The sequence below is a fragment of the Paenibacillus sp. W4I10 genome (genome assembly GCF_030816325.1).
Classification (GTDB): domain Bacteria; phylum Bacillota; class Bacilli; order Paenibacillales; family Paenibacillaceae; genus Paenibacillus; species Paenibacillus amylolyticus_B.
Genome location: NZ_JAUSXX010000001.1, coordinates 3879865 through 3897016 on the forward strand (window position 1 = coordinate 3879865; position 17152 = coordinate 3897016).

General features: G+C 46.4%; 16 protein-coding genes. 9 read left to right on the forward strand and 7 right to left on the reverse strand.

Features of this window, described 5'->3' with window-relative positions:
* Positions 1–19: 19 nt before the first annotated feature.
* The 3 genes from QF049_RS17545 to QF049_RS17555 all read right to left on the reverse strand — a co-directional run bounded on the left by QF049_RS17545 (position 20) and on the right by QF049_RS17555 (position 5854).
* Positions 20–3013 carry a glycoside hydrolase family 9 protein gene (locus QF049_RS17545; RefSeq protein ID WP_307543300.1) on the reverse strand — a complete coding sequence of 998 codons (2994 nt, stop codon included), beginning with the start codon at positions 3011–3013 and terminating at the stop codon, positions 20–22.
* A 343-nt stretch (positions 3014–3356) separates the two neighbouring features.
* Positions 3357–5093, reverse strand: coding sequence for a methyl-accepting chemotaxis protein (locus tag QF049_RS17550; protein WP_307539235.1), 1737 nt, complete (start codon positions 5091–5093; stop codon positions 3357–3359).
* 209 nt (positions 5094–5302) lie between these two features.
* Entirely contained in the window at positions 5303–5854 is a 552-nt protein-coding gene (locus tag QF049_RS17555; protein ID WP_307539237.1) for an undecaprenyl-diphosphatase, read from the reverse strand.
* 184 nt (positions 5855–6038) lie between these two features.
* Between QF049_RS17555 and QF049_RS17560 the strand changes: the two genes are divergently transcribed.
* Together QF049_RS17560 and QF049_RS17565 are read left to right on the forward strand one after the other, a co-directional pair.
* Positions 6039–7034 carry an LCP family protein gene (locus QF049_RS17560; RefSeq protein ID WP_307539239.1) on the forward strand — a complete coding sequence of 332 codons (996 nt, stop codon included), beginning with the start codon at positions 6039–6041 and terminating at the stop codon, positions 7032–7034.
* Between the two features lie 139 nt (positions 7035–7173).
* Entirely contained in the window at positions 7174–8427 is a 1254-nt protein-coding gene (locus QF049_RS17565; protein ID WP_307539241.1) for an acyltransferase, read from the forward strand.
* Positions 8428–8463: 36 nt separating this feature from the next.
* Here the strand turns inward: QF049_RS17565 and QF049_RS17570 are convergent, their stop codons facing one another.
* Positions 8464–9201 carry a hypothetical protein gene (locus QF049_RS17570; protein WP_307539243.1) on the reverse strand — a complete coding sequence of 246 codons (738 nt, stop codon included), beginning with the start codon at positions 9199–9201 and terminating at the stop codon, positions 8464–8466.
* Positions 9202–9420: 219 nt separating this feature from the next.
* Between QF049_RS17570 and QF049_RS17575 the strand changes: the two genes are divergently transcribed.
* The gene (locus QF049_RS17575) at positions 9421–10368 is read left to right on the forward strand and encodes a hypothetical protein (protein ID WP_307539245.1); all 948 of its coding nucleotides are present in this window, start codon (positions 9421–9423) and stop codon (positions 10366–10368) included.
* Between the two features lie 54 nt (positions 10369–10422).
* Complete coding sequence (locus tag QF049_RS17580) at positions 10423–10665, forward strand: NHLP leader peptide family RiPP precursor (RefSeq protein ID WP_091015589.1); 243 nt, start codon at positions 10423–10425, stop codon at positions 10663–10665.
* Between the two features lie 77 nt (positions 10666–10742).
* Here the strand turns inward: QF049_RS17580 and QF049_RS17585 are convergent, their stop codons facing one another.
* Both QF049_RS17585 and QF049_RS17590 read right to left on the reverse strand, forming a co-directional pair.
* A complete protein-coding gene (locus tag QF049_RS17585; RefSeq protein ID WP_307539247.1) occupies positions 10743–12605 on the reverse strand; it encodes a sensor histidine kinase in 1863 nt (620 codons plus the stop codon).
* A gap of 189 nt (positions 12606–12794) precedes the next feature.
* Positions 12795–13076 carry a hypothetical protein gene (locus tag QF049_RS17590; RefSeq protein ID WP_017690238.1) on the reverse strand — a complete coding sequence of 94 codons (282 nt, stop codon included), beginning with the start codon at positions 13074–13076 and terminating at the stop codon, positions 12795–12797.
* 145 nt (positions 13077–13221) lie between these two features.
* Here QF049_RS17590 and QF049_RS17595 point away from each other — a divergent pair, with 145 nt between their 5' ends.
* From QF049_RS17595 to QF049_RS17605, 3 genes are all read left to right on the forward strand, one after another.
* On the forward strand, positions 13222–13383 hold the full coding sequence (locus tag QF049_RS17595; protein WP_167483752.1) for a hypothetical protein: 162 nt from the start codon (positions 13222–13224) through the stop codon (positions 13381–13383).
* Positions 13384–13504: 121 nt separating this feature from the next.
* Positions 13505–13876 (forward strand): hypothetical protein, encoded by a 372-nt coding sequence (locus QF049_RS17600; protein WP_307539250.1) that lies wholly within the window; start codon positions 13505–13507, stop codon positions 13874–13876.
* Positions 13877–13915: 39 nt separating this feature from the next.
* Positions 13916–14107: a hypothetical protein gene (locus QF049_RS17605; RefSeq protein WP_036611535.1), complete on the forward strand. Its 192-nt coding sequence runs from the start codon at positions 13916–13918 to the stop codon at positions 14105–14107.
* A 102-nt stretch (positions 14108–14209) separates the two neighbouring features.
* On the opposite strand, the gene QF049_RS17610 is transcribed toward QF049_RS17605, so the two are convergent.
* Positions 14210–15424 (reverse strand): MFS transporter, encoded by a 1215-nt coding sequence (locus tag QF049_RS17610; RefSeq protein WP_307539252.1) that lies wholly within the window; start codon positions 15422–15424, stop codon positions 14210–14212.
* 255 nt (positions 15425–15679) lie between these two features.
* Here QF049_RS17610 and QF049_RS17615 point away from each other — a divergent pair, with 255 nt between their 5' ends.
* Both QF049_RS17615 and QF049_RS17620 read left to right on the forward strand, forming a co-directional pair.
* Positions 15680–16330, forward strand: coding sequence for a peptidylprolyl isomerase (locus tag QF049_RS17615; RefSeq protein ID WP_307539254.1), 651 nt, complete (start codon positions 15680–15682; stop codon positions 16328–16330).
* A 485-nt stretch (positions 16331–16815) separates the two neighbouring features.
* Entirely contained in the window at positions 16816–17076 is a 261-nt protein-coding gene (locus QF049_RS17620; protein ID WP_307539256.1) for a YqkE family protein, read from the forward strand.
* Positions 17077–17152: the final 76 nt, after the last annotated feature.

Sequence of the window (17152 nt, forward strand, 5' to 3'; positions counted from 1 at the left end):
TCTTCTGACATTCAGCCAGTTACGGCTCCAAGCCCCATACTTTGGTGTTTCCCTGATACCCGGTTACCTTGTTCCATGAGGCAAAAGCCGTCTTGGAAGCATCATAGGAATAGTCATTACTTTGATCGAAATTGCTCCAGTTATTTTTGGAAAAGCGTGCTTGAATCACGCCGGTCTCTGCTCCAGCGGCCAAACTGCCTGCTCCAGACTTGAAGCTAATCTCCAGATACGTATCTGCGGTACCCTTCTCCGGATTCACTGCGACAAATGTACCTTCAACATTGGTCGTGCCCATCTCGGCATAATCACACCAGAAGGTCATTTGATCCGCACCATCCTTGGTGAAATAATATCGGATCTTCACGGTACTGAGATCAATCGCCTGTGTTCCGGTATTCTTCACGTTGAACTGCGGAGTCACCGCATTACTTGAATTCCCGGACCCTCCGCTGCGGTACTGCACTTCGAGTGTACCGGTCGTCACCGGAGGTGCAGAAGGCGTCAGTGCCAGGACATTGGACAGTGTCTGTCCGTTCGCATTCACGGCTGCAATCCGGTAATTGTACGTGGTGCCATTCAGCGCTGTTGTATCGGTGTAAGTCAACACGGACAATCCGGTTGCCACATCTGCATATGTCCCACCTGCCACCGAACGTTGTACCTTATAGCTAGTCGCGCCCGAGGCTGCTGTCCAAATCAGGACCGACTGCGCATTACCAGCTGTCCCACTTAAAGTCAGTGCTCCCGGCACCGTCGAAGCTGCTTGCGGGGTAGCCGACACCTGTACAGAACCCGATGATTCCCCTGCTGAATTCACAGCAGTCACTACATAATAATAAGCCGTCCCGTTGGTCAGTCCCGTGTTTGTATAGGTTAGTCCATTAACACCCGTCGCGACAGTTGTATATGGTCCTCCACTCACCTCGGAACGCTTCACCGTATACGATTCGGCCCCGGATACAGCGGCCCAGGTCAGGTTAACCTGACTGCTTCCCCCTACAGCCTGCACGCCAGCAGGTGCGCCTGGAACCGTGACTGGTGTAACACCAGGCTCCTGTCCATACACCTTCACCCCTGCATCATAGACTGGAAGGTATATGCTCTTCACAGGAGTACCTGTGGTCAGCGTCTGGAACGAATGATCATTGCTGGCATTCCATGCACCCTGTGGGCCTGTAATGCGGAACTGTACTTCTTTACGATAATTTCCTTCCCCACCTGGATAGATCTTGGTATTACCGAAGTTCGCCGTAATGGCATAGATATGCTGGGCTGCATTCACCACAACGGGTTGGGATACCGTCGCCCCCTCCGTATAGGAGGTTGTCACTTGCACGTCCGATACCGTACGTCCGGCAGCATACACTTCACTCAAATCCAGGAAATACTTAAAAGACAGTTGATCTCCCATTCGGGCAGGCCAAGCGGAACGATTATTAAGCTGTGCTCTGATTTCTGTATAATTGGCACCTGATGATTTGATCGCAGCCTCCACAAAGAACTCATCTCCCTTCACCTCAGGTGCAGGGAAGTTCGCAAGGGGCTGATGATTCTGACCAAATAGCAAATTCATCTTTGCCAGTGCGCCGGTAAAACCAGCATTGTAATCGGTTGCGACCTCATTACTCACGTAATCCCCGATATCATCGGTATATCCATCCGATGCATCCGGGCCACCGACCATGGCACCATACAGAATGTGGCGATGGTTTGCCGGGATATCTTCGTTATTCAGCCATGAACCGTGAGCGGTCCGATGATGCGGATGTTGAGGTGCATTTTGCCCATATCCGACCACATAACTGCTCTGACGCGGATTATCGCCCAGAATATAATTCATCTGTGAGACAGCAAAATCCTGATATCTTGACTTTTTCACAGGATCACTGACCCAGTCGGAGTATACAAAAGAAATAAAGGATGCATTTGCTGCATATCGGAGCGAGCCCCACTGATCCAGCCACGCCAGACCTCCTGGCGTATACTTGACTCGTGTCCCATTGACTCCAACCGTCCAATAATCCAGATTGCGCTCAGTCGACTGAATAAATCTCGTCGCCTCCGGCATGTTCAAACTGGACGTAATACGGGCAAGCAGGATCTGGGCACCATAATGTTTACTGTCCCAACCTTGTGTCCAGGTATACGGCCAATTGGCTGAGCCTCCGCTAGAAGACCACCGGTCCGTAGCTGCAATGGCTTTGGACAAGTAAGCGCTATCATTAGTAGCTAGATAAAGCCATGCTCCGCCCCATGCCAGCTCGTCTTCGTATCCTGTCCACGAATTATAAAACGCTGCAGCATCAGTGATACAATCGGTGTATTCCCCCCGATATGTATCTGCGAAGTTATACAGCTCTTTCGCATGTTGAAGCAGTCTGGCCGAATATGCCGGATCATCATCTGCAAATACAATCGATGACGCTGCCAGTGCGGCAGCCGTTTCTGCCGCCAGATCACTGCCCGGGCATGAAGCATCAATCTTGAACGAAGGACGGTTCATCTGCATGACTTCTGCGGGACCCCACCAGGCATGGTCGGTATTACCTGCCCCCACTTGTCCCCATAATTCATTTGGTTTCGTATGCGCTTTCATAAAATAGTCGGTCGCCCATCGGATATTATCCTTGATCTCCTCCAGTTGTCCGGCCTGTTCATATCCGTCGCCATATTCCACGACAGACCAGGCGAGCATCGTTGCGGAAGCAGCCATCGGAAAACCAAACTTCACGTGATCTCCGGCATCATACCATCCTCCGGTCAGATCAACGCCTACATCAGACCCATCCTGCATGCCCGAATTACCACGCCATTCGACCCGATTACTGGCTGGCAACGGACCCGAACGCTGTGCCTCATAGAAGTAAATGGCCTTTTGCAGTGCTTCAGCATAGTTCTGATTTCCGGCGGCCGCATCCGCCTTACGGATTCCTGTGCCCATCGATAAACTCCCTGCCAGTAGTCCTGCCGATAACGCGATCATAGCGACTCGTCTCCACCAGCTCCCCTTCATGTTCAACTATTCATCTCCTCTTCATCAATATTTCGTATGCATTACTCTGGACTGCAAGTTTATATCGCTCCTCCCCATGGTGTATTTCAGTGTAAGTTCCACCATTAATTACCATTATAGCCGTTTGTTTCACTAGCTATATAAGCGTTGGTGACTTCTGAAATAACATTGTTGTGACCTGCTCTGCGTCATGTGACAAAAAAAGCTGCTTCTCTGACGCATATGCGCGTTAGAGAAACAGCTTCTTGATTGGGCTGTAACCAATACCACAACCCGAAAGGCATTTCTATCCATCCAGCCTGTGTGTTCCTGCACATCACCATGTGTCAGGTCACCTCATCGGTTACACTTTGAATTTGTTAATTTGCTCCTGCAATTCTTCCGCCATCTTGGATAATGAACCTGCGGATGATGCAATTTCTTCCATCGAAGCCAACTGCTGTTGAGTTGCGGCAGATACATTATGAACCCCGCCCGCTGCCTCTCCAGCAATGTTGGAGATTTGACTTACATATCCTACAACCTCAGTTGTACTCGCCGACATTTCTTCTGAACCTGCAGACACTTCCTGGATTTCACCCGCTACTTTGTTGACCGCATCCGAGATCTGCTCGAACGCTTGTCCTGCCGCAGTAACCATCTCGATTCCTGCTTCTGTCTCACTGCTGTTCACTTTGACTGCCTGAACAGCATGATCCGTATCTTTCTGAATCAATTGAACGAGATCCGTAATTCGTTGCGCAGATGTAGAAGATTCCTCAGCGAGCTTCCGCACTTCTCCCGCAACTACGGCGAAACCACGTCCATGCTCTCCTGCTCGTGCAGCTTCAATGGCTGCATTCAGTGCAAGCAGATTGGTCTGCCGGGCAATGTTATTGATTACCTCGGTAATGGTTCCAATCTCTGCTGAACGTTCCCCCAGCCCTGTAACCAATTCTGTAAGCGAAGCAATGGAATTTCGAACAGAACCCATCTGTTCAACCGCTTGCTGAATAATCATATTTCCTTCGGAAGATTGATTCGCCGCATCTACAGCAGATACGGATACACTCTGAGCAAGCTCGGCAATCTGCTCTGATCCGAGAGCCATCTCATTCATCGCCTGTGAAGATCGCTTCACAATATCAACTTGATCAGACGTACCTACAGCCAGTTCCTCGACCGTTTGGGAAATCTGTTCCGAGGCTTGGGTATTCTGCTCTGCACTTGCAAGAAGCTCCTCCGATGAAGCGGCTACCTGTTCGGAAGTCATCGATACCGATTCAATCATGGAGCGCAAATTGCCACTCATAGTATTGAAGGAAGCCGCGAGCGTTCCCAATTCGTCTTTGTTCTTGAGCACAATCGTCTCACCCGTCAGATCACCATTGGCAATAGCCATGGCCGCTTCATTCATCTTTTTGATTGGACGTGAAATGATGCTTGCAATGAAGAAGGCAATAAATACAGCTACCAGGAATGCAAAAATCGTCACCGCCAAAATTACATTAAATGTATTTTCGGCCATCTCAACAGATTCATTCGTTGCCGCGTCTGATCCTTCATTACCTAAAGTGATTAACTTGGTGATAGAGTCGTTTGCTGTGTACCACATCGGGTAAGCCTCTGTATGTAAACGACTGGACTCTTCGTAATTGTTGTTCAAACCAAATTCGATAAATACTGGCATTTTCGCCACATAAGCATCATAATTCGTACTAAAATCATTGTAGAGCTTCATCGCTTCATCATTACTCTCAATGAACGTTAGCAACTGTTTACGTTCATCTTCAATCTTCGTAAGCAATAGCTGTAACGCTTCATTTAACTTAGTTGTTTCATCTTTGTTCCGTTCAACGATGATGGCCAGTGCCAAGCGCTCTACATCAGAAATATCACCGTTCATCTTACCCAGGAGGCTTACACTCGGCATCCAAGTCTTATCCACAGCAGCCGCTTTATTAGACATATCATGGATCTGTACTAGTGCATAGCCGCTTACAATAATCAACAGAGCCACGACTATCAGAAAACCAGTCAGTAGCTTGCCTCGAATCGTTAACTTCAATTTCCCCAACATATTCCCCCGCGTGTCTTCCATGTGTCCCACTCCTCAAAATAATACATATTTATAGTATATCGTCACCTATCGTCATGAATTGTAGATGTTAGAATTCAATTTCTAGAAATTTCATGTAACTTCGAAAATAACGCAAAAAAAAAGTCTCCCATCTTTGGCAGAACCAGAGATAAGAGACTTCTTTCAATAATCTAAACTACCAAAACTTCACTAGACATTGCTTTCAATCGCTAACGAAAAACACGTCGGTGTATGTTAATGAAGAAGTCGGGAATCGACTTGGTATAATTGCGGGTTGTAATCAGAACCACACTAAGCAGACTTCCGAGAATGAATCCTCCCAGAATATCTCCTGGATAATGCACACCAACATATACACGCGACACCCCTGTTAACACAGCGAGTAACAACATCCATGACCCGAAGCGACGTCCAATAAAGAATGAAGCAGCCGCTAGAGCAAATACAAAGGAAGCATGTTTACTTGGAAAAGAAGGATCAGGTACATGGGCTACCAGCTGATGCACAGTCCCTTCCATAAAAGGTCTTGGATGACCGACCGCTGGTGATATTCCCCATTTGGCCAGAACTAGCGCTATAATGGAAGCCACACAGGCATAGAAAACAATTCGTTGTTTCGATGGATCGCCGAGAAACCATACGATAACGAGCAGTGCGATCATGACCCAAACCGCATACTCGGATGATGTGATCATAAACCAGTCCAGAAACGGTATTTGGTCTGCAAACTGATTAATCCAATTAAATAGTGATTGATTCATAACTGGCTTTTAATACCCCCATTACACAAAACAAGATTATTTTTTACATAATAAATATACACTAACTATTTGTCAAACAATCCTCACATTGACCGAAGTTACGAAATCAAAGAGGACATTTTGCTTTCTTTTTGTTAAACTAGTTTGGGTTACATATCAGTTCAATCATAGAAAGGTGAAGATTATGCTTAAAAAATGGTTATGGGGTACAGCCCTGACCCTGGCACTTGCGATTACAGGTGTCGTTGTATATTACGGATATTCGATTGTTCATTTTGCCAATAGCATCTCCACTGCTTCCGGGACTTCATCCAACTCGTCCTCTTCCGGCACAGACAGCGATTCAGACACACCATCTACAACGATTCCCAGATGGGAGGGCCAGGAACGGGTGAACATTCTGCTCCTTGGTGGAGACTCAAGAGGCGACGATGCAGGACGTTCGGACTCTGTCATGGTGGCATCCATTGATCCAGTCACCAAGAAAGCCCATCTATTCTCTGTACTGCGAGATACCTATGTAGCCATTCCAGGGCATGGCAAAAGCAGACTTAATGCAGCCTTTTCCTACGGGGGTGCGGAGCTGACCAAACAAACCGTCAGTGATCTGCTCGGTATTCCCATTCAGCATTATGTCTACACAGACTTTACAGGTTTCATGGCACTCGTTGATGCGGTAGGCGGTATTGAGATTGACGTGGAGAAAGACATGTATTACACCAGTAAAGCAGATAAACATATGTACGACATTGACTTGAAAAAAGGGTTGCAGCATATGGACGGCAAAACCGCCCTGCAATATGTTCGGTTCCGGCATGATGCCACCTCGGATTTTACCCGTACCGAACGGCAGCGGATCTTCATGACCGAGCTGGCCAAGAAAATGCAGAGCACTACGTCGCTCTTCAAAATCCCGGATATCCTGGAAGCCATCGCTCCTTATATTGAGACAGACCTCAGTCCAACCCAGATGTTAAAACTCGCATCACTTGGCTTCGATATCCATGTGAACGATATCGATCAGCAGCAGATTCCACCGAACAAACTACTCACCAATGAACTGGTCGGCTCAGCTCAGGTACTGGGTGTTGATGTGACCAAACTCCAGTCCTACATTCAGAAACTGTTTGAAGAAGATGCCGAGTCCTCAGAGACTCCATCATCAGAGGAACAGAACTAAAACAAGCATGAAATATATCAATAGAAAAGACGGCTGAGACCGTCTTTTTTTAGTACCTATTTTCTCCATTTAATGCAGCCTTAATGTTTAACGGGTACCCTTATATGATGAACTCCGGTTCCTGGAGGGAGGATTACGTGTGAAAAAACCGCGAATAGCAGAATGGACCGAACTGCGGGGCATTGCCTTTCTGGCAATCGTCATGCAGCATAGTATCGCTGAGTATATCTATCGCGCTGATATTGAACAACCGGATTCCATTATGCTGACCATGATTTATCATCTGACCCGATTTGGTACGCCAACGTTTGTATTTCTATCGGGTGTAATGTTGTTTTACCATCATCGTAACACCAAACCGGAATATCCTCGCTTCATTCGAAAGCGATTTGGCGATATCTATATGCCGTTTGTCGTATGGACACTGATCTACTGGCTGTCTGTCCGTATCTTCACCCCCGCGTTCTGGCTTGCAAGCATACCGGATTTTCGCAGTCTGATTCGTGAACTGTTTGTCCCGCAGACGGGATATCATCTCTGGTTTGTCATTATGGTGTTTCAGTTCTATATTCTGTTTCCCCTATTCTGGACAGGAGCAAAAGCCATCCAGATACGTATCCAGAACGCCTCACGTTTCACGCCCATGCAAATCATTGTGGCACTCATTGTCTTGGCAGCTGCATTCTACGGCCTGCTTATGAAATGGTCCTACTATAATATGGGGGGCTGGACAGAATCCATGTCTGAGCCTTGGTCAACGTTACTGCAATATCGCTCCTATTCATGGGTGATGTACTGGTTCTACTTTTTACTGGGTGCCGTATGTGCCTGGTCAGTGGATAGCTGGAGGAGTTGGACCACGAAGGTGCTGCCATGGACGATCTGTCTGTTTATAGGGATGTATATATGGCTTGGTTACGATGTGCTGCGTGGGTCCGGGGATGTTGTTAATCTGAATATCTCCACCTATCTGAAACCAACCACATTCCTGATCATTATGGCTCAGATGTTTATGATGTATGGTTTCCTTGTACTGATGCGGGGCAAAGATACACGGTTTCAGCGCCTGTTATCCTGGATTGGCCGCTATTCATTTGGTGGATATCTGGTTCATGCACTGGTGATCTACGCGATCGCTTATGTAACCAGACCGCTTCAACTCAGTGGATGGCATCTGCCTGTAACGTTGCTATCGTTCCTTGTAACGGTTGGTATTGCTCTTGCAATCAGTTGGGCATTATCCAAGCTTCCTGGCTCACGTTTCACCGTAGGGTTAATACGCAAACCACGTTCTATACCTAATTCATCTGTTAATGCGGATAAGAGAAACTCACCCCAGCCAAGCCCCTCACCTATTCCCGCCCACAGTCGGGGAACGCGTGAGACATTATGAAGCAAGAAGAGCGTCCCCTTATGGAGACGCTCTTCTTTATTTCACTTCACTCGAAGTTGATCGTCCAGGAACAGGTTCCTGGGGACCCGGGGCTGGATGCACGTTGCCCTTCTGATTCACAAATCTCTTCAGATCACCCGTTAATTGTTCCTTCAGCTTGTCCACCAGCTGCGTTTCGCTAATGCCTTTTGCCTGAGCAATCTCAGCCAGAGATTTCCCTCCCTGAAGCTGTTCGTGCAATTGAGCAGGCGTGACTCCAATAAACCGGGCAATTTCGCCCTTATCCACCATGGAACGTTTGCCATGGTGGGCAAATTCACGCCGCAAATCACGCAGGGGGGTATTAATGACCTTTTTCAACTTGGTATCCATGTCCGCCTTCGTGGCCGCAGCTTGTTCCTTGGTGAGGCACCCCTCATCTACAGCTTGATCCAGACGCTGTGCAAGTGTAGGCTTCAACTTCTGTAATAACTGCTCCTCACTAAGTCCCTTACGCTCTTTCGCAATCTGGGACAACGTCTTGCCAAGTTCCATCTGTTCTTTCAGATCCCGAAGTCCAATCCCAAGTAAGTCTGCCGTCTCACCAATCATGAACAGACCGTGTCCTGCCTGCATGCATGGCTTCGCTGGTTTGCCGGAGGAAGAAACTTTTGACGCATTGCCATGTTCCTCAGCCCGAACGGTTGAATCAGCGAATGCTACATGTCCTGTTGCTGCTGTTATGACTACGGCTGCCAATCCGGCTGCCATCCATGTTTTCCATTTCAAATTCATTTTTCTGCCGCCTTTCCGATGTCGAAATCCTGTGCCTTCCTAGTTTGAGCCTAAAATCCACTTTTTTATGCCATAAAATACAAAAAGTCATCATTTTTCTCACAATTGATCACAAAAAATCCTATTTTTTTCATTTTATTTCCGCTATAATGAATGTAACTTCATGATCTAGTTGAACAGTCCTGGACCACCTTATCGCAGGAAGGACGAGATGTAACAGTGCGGAAAGATTGGTTAGATCCGTTTAGATCCGATCTGGAGGTCGTGTTTGCTTCAGCGGAACAACTCGTACGAGAATATCCCGAACCCTTGTCAGGACATGCATTAGAGCAGCTTCGTTCGGTTAATCCGCTTTTACGAGATTCGGGACACAGCTACATCGGGTACATCATTCCACTTTGGATGCAACACTCAGATAAACTACCCCCAGAGAAAGCACACCAATTAAGTACAGCCTGTCTCATCCATATGTTATATTTTCTGAATCAGGACGACGTGATGGATGAACAACCGGAGAATGCCACATTGAAGTTATCCCTGGGTAATTTATATTACATGGATGCACTTCAACTTTACTCGGTATTATTCAATCCTTCCTCCACGTTCTGGGTCTATTTCAGACAATATGTAGTGGATTGGGCCGTGAGTGTTACGGGTGAGCATTCCATTGATTATTTCCAACAGAATCCCTTGTTGATTGCACAAAAGGCTGCCCCTCTGCTCATTGGAGCTACTGGTGCACTGCTTCTGCTGAATCAGTCCGACCGGATCATCCCGGTGTGTTCTGCCATCAACATCACACTCATGACCCTCCAGATGACCGATGACTTCACAGACACGCAACAAGATGCTGTGCATGGAAACTACAACAGCTACCTCTCCCACATATCCGCAGCACTGAATCACAACTATCCAGTTCATCCTCTAAGCGAACGTATACATGACAATGTATACAATACACAACTCATGAACTCTTACGTAGACATTGCTTATCACTATAATCGTACACTAACATCGTCTAACTTAGGAATATCGCATCTCGAAGCGTTTAATTCTTATTTATGCAGCATTTTAGTACAAGCTGTTCAGAACATTACACAACGGAAGAAACAGCTTCTCCAAGGCGGGTTTCATCACTGGATTAGCGAGCAACAGTTGGGATTCTGAGCATAAGGACTAAGCTGATTCAGTTTAATTTTAAATATGAAGGGAATGTTGACGATGATGGTATCAGAGAAAACGTTGCATGAGGATATTATTGAAAAGGCTTGGACTGACGAGCACTTCAGACAACAATTGCATTCCAATCCGAAGCAGGCGCTTCGTGAAGCGTTCGGCATCGTAATTCCGGAGCACATTCAGGTACGTACTGTTGAGGAGCAGCAAAATGACTATGTGCTTGTCATACCTCCCAATCCTTCCAAAGTAAATTATGATGTGAATTGCGGACCTTGGAGAAGTTAATTCGGGTGAGCTAATCTTGTAGTGTAAGAAATCAGGGGTAGGAACAAAAAAAGCCGCTGTATCCTTCTGTGAGTTCGTCATTCGACGAACTCGGCAAAAGATACAACCGCTTCTGTTCCTACCCCTTTGGTGCTTGTAAAGCTGATCTGTCCTTGCATCGCTTCAACAATTCGGAATGTCACCATCATGCCCAGGCCTGTGCCTTTGATTTTATTGGAGAAATAAGGCTCGCCCAACCGGGAGAGTGCTTCCTCGTCCATCCCTTCTCCGTTATCCCTGACATGCACCTTAATCATTCCATCCTGCTTGTACGCCCAGATATCAATCTGGCCTTGTCCTTGCAAAGCTTCAATACTGTTCTTGATAATATTGATAAAAGCCTGCTTGAACTTCGAGGAATTACCTCGAATATATAGATCTGGCGGAATGTCGGTGGTGATTTTACCACCTTCCAGATTAGCCATCGGTACAAGAATGCCTTCAATATGATTGAATTCATCCGAGATATTGAGCGAGATAATATGGTCAAACTCAGGTTTGGCAAAGGTAAGAAAATCCGTTATGATGCCCGATGCCCGATCAAGTTCTTCCAGTGCGATTCGCACATACCCCTTATTTTTGTTGTCTTCCTGTTCCGTCATAAGTTGCAGGAACCCTCTTGTCACCTGAAGTGGATTACGAACTTCATGGGCAACGGAAGCGGCCAATTCACTAATAATCTCCATCTTTTCGGATCGCTGCAACTCATTGTTGAACAGCTCCAGTTCCTTGGAATACTCTAGAACTTTAGTATGTTTTTCGGCAAAACGACTTCCGAGAATGGCAATCAACGAGATCACAAATGCAACCATGGACCATTTCCACCATAACAGATGATACGTCCCACTCCGCTGATAATACCACAACAGTTCAGCCACACTGATCAAGGCAAATGTACCGAATCCCGTCGCAAGCAGCATAGCTTCCCGATTTCGTTGCAGAGCTTTGGCGATGGTACCAACCAACAGGATTGTCAGCAGAATGACCAGCACAATGCCAACCACACGTTGTACGAGCAGATTGTAGAGGATCTCCCATTGCCCACCTGAAGTAACATAGATAAATAGAGAGAACACAGCGATAACTGAATATATGAATAGTATTTTTCTCAGTTTGGTGAAGATTCCATGCAGTCCTGGCCCGATAATCTGTTCAAAAAAATAACATAGCGCTGGCATACCCAGCAGCATCGCCAGATCAAAAACTACAGAATACAGGTCACCATATACCTGATAGAACGTATACAAAAATTGCGAGTACGTGATAATCATCGTGCCAATGGAACCCATCACAATGCATAGCGAGATCCATAATCCCTTATGGAATTTGCCAAGGAAGAACGTACAACTCAGCATCGTAATCGCTGTGAAAACAAAGGTCGCGCCCAAAATTACATCAATAAGTCCGTTATGAATATATTTCTCCTGTAACGCGGCATAAGGTCCAACCTGAACAGTACCTTGTATCCCCAGACGGCCTTTTTCATTTTGTGACCATACATAGAGCGTGTCACCTGAATTTTCGCTGGATAAGGGCAGCAACACAGCATTATTATCATAATTGTAATGGTAGTTCTCGTAGACCTTGCGGTCTTCCAGATAAACAACAATATGATTGCCTTTAATGTTCTCAAATCGAATGGCTGAACTTTCCTCACTCAACTCAGGAATGGTCAGGCGAATCCATAAAGAATTCGATCGATCCGTATTACTATACTCTAACTTATCGCTGCCCTGCTTTTCCCATATCTCGTCTGCTCCCTTAACCTCACTGATGAACCCTTGATCGTCAACGTTCCCCCATTTTACTTCCCATCCTGTAATGGATACAGGTTGCTGAACCACTCCTGTAGTTGCAAAGACTATCCCATGTGGCATGCCTAGAATAATCAATACACTCATCCATAAGATGACGATAGCTTTGGGCACATTTTTCATTCACAGCACCTCAAAGTTCCAATTTTCCCTATCTTAGATTCTCTCATTTATCATTCGCCACCGTTTGTCACGTCACCTTCTTGAGATAAAATGAAATTTCACATTTAAGTAGATTTATAGTCTTATTTCCATTTTATTGTTAAAGTTATCTGATTAATCACGCAAGTCTTCGAACTGGTTCACTATCATTTCCCGTTCTTTCTGTTCAACTTGACTGCGAAATTCAAGCCACTGCTCTGTCTCCTCATCATCATAGATGGTCCATATGTCGGAAAAAAGGAAGTCCCGCAACTGGACAACTTGCCCGGACCATATACCGCCTACCCAAAACAAACCATCCGGACGACGGATGACGGTACGTGAGAACCCGGGTGTGGACGCCTTTTGCCCGATACGGATGCGTGTGATCATATTGCCCAGTGTGAACCAGTCCACATGAAATCCCTCCCTTACATATTCAAGCTACATCATAACATAGGCAAAACAGGAAAAGCTGTAAAAACGGTGGCTGCGATTCAATCCTTTGCTCCGGGTGTAATGGTTACTCAAAGCAAACAATTACGCTAAGGAGATGATTACAATGAATGAGCCACATCGTACGGTTGAGGTGGAACATAAGGATGTTCAGCATAAATCGGATTCAAGTAAGGTCGCTTCCACATTTATTAAATATGCCGCATATATCATTATCTTTTTCGGATTCTTATACTTCTTGGTTAAATATGTATTCCCCAAATTCTAAGGCATTCATATCGTAGTGAACACCCGGAGATAATAACCTGTGCAAGATTACAACACTAGCGCTTTGGGTAACTACGGGGTAAGAAGCTTTGGACAACCGACAATGAAAGGAAGTGTTACTCATGTCTGACAAACCAATTAGTAACGAAGAGAGCGACCGCTATTATGACCGTTATCAGAGGTCCCGCGATATTCCCCCAGAGACGGAAGTCCCGGAAGGCGATATGGATACCTTTGATGAAGTTTCCGGCAGACGGATTGTAACGGAAGATACGGATCCGGCACCCGTAGCCGCAACTGCTGTGGACGAGCCGGAATTGGATTCACGTTTGGCTGAGACACCGCTGGAATCTGTACCGGATGCAGATCTTCTACAACCGAACAGTCCGGTTGATCCTGCTGCACCCGATCCGGATGCGCTGCATGGTACCGATCTGCTTAATGGTGCTGGTGCGGATGCCAAACCGGAGAACGACATTCCACCACGTCATTAACGGCTGTTACGACATCCTGAATGAGGAGGTGCATACACGATGAAGGAAGATCGCCAAAAGCATGTGCATGAACCGGATAATCTCGTGACCGAACGAGATATTGACCCGGACTTTGGACTGTTCACTGAGGACTCCTTCCCCGAAGCACTTGAGGATGAGGATCAACGTGATGCGGTCGAGCATGCCATTCCCAAAGAGAAGGCTTCTCGTAAGCCCTCTTCGGATGACTAACTTATATAGATCCGTAGTAGACTTAAAAAAGATGACGTCTGTAATTTCACAGCGTCATCTTTTTTGTTACCTGTAAGTTCACTTACTCTTAGTGATTCAGCATCATCGCTTAGCGGGAACCTTACTTGCCACGGGCAGTTTGTGATCCAATCCTGACCACTTCGCTACAATCGCAGTGATGATCAATGCCACTCCATTAATAATAAATATCCAGCGTATCGGCAGCCAGCCCCCAAGTACACCACCAATGATCGGCCCTGCCATCGTCCCGATCTGGGCAGCGGACTGATTCAGACTAAAGGCCCTGCCCCGGAAACTCGATGCGGTAGCCTGCACAATCATGGCGTTAATTGCCGGAAATACAGCCGCAAAGAATAAACCATACACAAATCGTAAAATGCCGAATGCTATATAACCTGTTGTAAAGAACTGTAGAAGATTCCCTACAGCCCCACCAACCAGTCCAATGATCAACACTTTACCGTATCCAATCCTTGAACCAATCTTGCCCCACCGCGGCGCCATAATAACTGTTGCTACCCCCACCGCTGAGAAAATAATACCCGAGCTGAGTGAGGCACGATCCGGCTGAACGCCCATCTCCATCACATATACCGTCAATAGTGGCTCCAGAATCATGACGGAGAATGTACATATACCCATCATGCCAAGCACCGTCATAAACAAACGATTTGCTCTCGCTTCACGAATGTCATCCATGACGTGGGAACGAGCTTTGTTCCGGTTGAAGTTCTCTTCTTTTACCCAGAAGGTTGCGATGATTGCTGAGACTAACACAACAATAGCCGAAAACAAAAATGCATTCCGGTTACCATAATAATGACTCACCACGCCACCAATTAAGGGTCCGATAATACCACCAGTGGCTCCTGCAGTGGACATAATACCAAGGGCATAACCAGTCTTCTCTTCAGGTGTATTCGTACCTACCAGAGCAATCGCTGCCGGAACAAACCCTGCAAGCAGACCCTGAAACAATCGAACAACAATCAGCGAATACGGGTCCTGCACGAAATAATTGATTAAATACAAGACGGCAAGGCTGTATCCCGACCGGATCAGCATGGGCTTGCGTCCGTATTTATCAGCCAGGGATCCCCAGAACGGAGACACGAGTGCACTCGCGAGAAACGTAATGCCAAATGCCAGTCCTGACCATAACTCCAGGTGATCACGAACCCCCAAGTCAGTACTTAGAAACAGGGGCAGAAATGGAATCGAGATCGAATACGCGGTGCTACAAAAAAATACACCAATCCACAATATGACCAGATTGCGCTTCCACGAGAAGTTCATATACCCGCACGCCCTTTCCGTTACTGACGCCGGGACTGCCGTGTATTGGAGCGGACGGAACAGACCCGTACGTCCCGATGCGGAAGCATTTTCCTTATTTTACACCCATCATTCCACGAAGACCATCCCTTGTTCACCACAAACACATGTATTACATTGCCATCCTGTCCACAAAAACGGTATGATAGTTGGGTAAATATCCAAATATGATTTGGAGAAAATATATAATGCAGAGATGCAAGGAGGAACGTTTTCATGTCTTTACGGTGGAAAAAAACAACCGCAGTATCGCTCGTTCTTGCGATGCTGCTTATCGTCATTAGTGGTTGCGGACGCCCTGCGACCAGTGCCGAGAAAGCGCCGGTTCCGGCCGCACCTGAAGGTCCAAACCCGGTGGCTACCATTGAGATGCAGGATGGTCAAAAGATCGTTATTGAGCTCTATCCCGAGATTGCGCCCAACACGGTGTATAATTTCATCTCCCTTGCGAATAAAGGGTTCTATGACGGCCTGATCTTTCATCGGGTCATTCCGGGCTTCATGATTCAGGGTGGTGATCCCAATGGCAACGGTTCAGGCGGCCCAGGTTATACGATTAAAGGGGAATTTACATCCAACGGCCATAAGAATCACTTAAATCATACTCGGGGAATCATTTCGATGGCACGTAAATCGGATAATCTTGATTCAGCAGGCTCCCAATTCTTCATCATGTTAGCTGACGCGGATTACCTGGATAACGCATACGCTACCTTCGGTAAGGTAACAGAAGGTATGGAAGTTGTTGATGGTATTGCTGCTCAGGAAATAGGTGAAGGTGACAAACCCGTTAAGGATCAAGTTATGAAAAAGGTTACGGTAGATACCCACGGTCTGGAATATCCAGAACCGGTAAAAATGCCTTAATTAACATCCTTGCCAAACGGATGATAATCCATGGTTATGACTTGTTAATGAACTCTAAACAAACAAAAGCTCTGTCCTATGCGAAATTCGCAAGGCAGAGCTTTATTTATTGATTTTAATGATAGCGGTTACATATATGACTTTATAAAAAATGACCTCTTCCGGCATCATCCTCAATACATCCATCCCATCAAACGTAACCAGCCGATAATCGCAATCCATAACGGGCAGCTGAAGGCAACACCCCATGCAAGCCCTTTCAGTAAACCACGGTTTACTTCCACGAACAACGACTCCTTTCTCCAGGGAATAGTCGCAGTATCGGTAATATTATATGATTTTATACCCGATTTCATTCGTCACGCAACCCTCGTTTTCCTGCTTTTTGTTCCGCAGTTTCATGGAATGCATTACGGGAACCTGATATACTATGACTACTGTACGATAAATGGAACCTGATTCATGTTTGGAAAGGAGATTTTCCTATGGCAAAATCCAAAAAACGCCCCCCTGCTCCCAAAGCAGCAACACAGGATAAACCTACAACACTGAAAGATCTACTGAGCAGTGATGTGCTGGAGAAGCTGAAAGCTCAGGCGGATGAGGCAAAGGCTGCTGAGGCAGCACTTAAAGAGCAGGAACGTCAGCAAGCAGAAGAAGCTCGCCAAGCCGAGCAGAAGCGCCGGGATAACGACTTCGAATATTTGCTCAATAACAGCGCTATGGATTGGAAGAAACATAAGTAAACCAAGGCATGACCTAAGGGTGTCTCCTATCACACATGCCAAAATAATATTACTGCAGACATCTATGAAGATGATC

Coding starts and splice junctions, on each gene's coding strand:
- QF049_RS17545 (WP_307543300.1), bottom strand. CDS start 3,013: ATGAAGGGGAGCTGGTGGAGACGAGTCGCTATGATCGCGTTATCGGCA.
- QF049_RS17550 (WP_307539235.1), bottom strand. CDS start 5,093: ATGGAAGACACGCGGGGGAATATGTTGGGGAAATTGAAGTTAACGATT.
- QF049_RS17555 (WP_307539237.1), bottom strand. CDS start 5,854: ATGAATCAATCACTATTTAATTGGATTAATCAGTTTGCAGACCAAATA.
- QF049_RS17560 (WP_307539239.1), top strand. CDS start 6,039: ATGCTTAAAAAATGGTTATGGGGTACAGCCCTGACCCTGGCACTTGCG.
- QF049_RS17570 (WP_307539243.1), bottom strand. CDS start 9,201: ATGAATTTGAAATGGAAAACATGGATGGCAGCCGGATTGGCAGCCGTA.
- QF049_RS17580 (WP_091015589.1), top strand. CDS start 10,423: ATGATGGTATCAGAGAAAACGTTGCATGAGGATATTATTGAAAAGGCT.
- QF049_RS17585 (WP_307539247.1), bottom strand. CDS start 12,605: ATGAGTGTATTGATTATTCTAGGCATGCCACATGGGATAGTCTTTGCA.
- QF049_RS17595 (WP_167483752.1), top strand. CDS start 13,222: ATGAATGAGCCACATCGTACGGTTGAGGTGGAACATAAGGATGTTCAG.
- QF049_RS17600 (WP_307539250.1), top strand. CDS start 13,505: ATGTCTGACAAACCAATTAGTAACGAAGAGAGCGACCGCTATTATGAC.
- QF049_RS17605 (WP_036611535.1), top strand. CDS start 13,916: ATGAAGGAAGATCGCCAAAAGCATGTGCATGAACCGGATAATCTCGTG.
- QF049_RS17610 (WP_307539252.1), bottom strand. CDS start 15,424: ATGAACTTCTCGTGGAAGCGCAATCTGGTCATATTGTGGATTGGTGTA.
- QF049_RS17615 (WP_307539254.1), top strand. CDS start 15,680: ATGTCTTTACGGTGGAAAAAAACAACCGCAGTATCGCTCGTTCTTGCG.
- QF049_RS17620 (WP_307539256.1), top strand. CDS start 16,816: ATGGCAAAATCCAAAAAACGCCCCCCTGCTCCCAAAGCAGCAACACAG.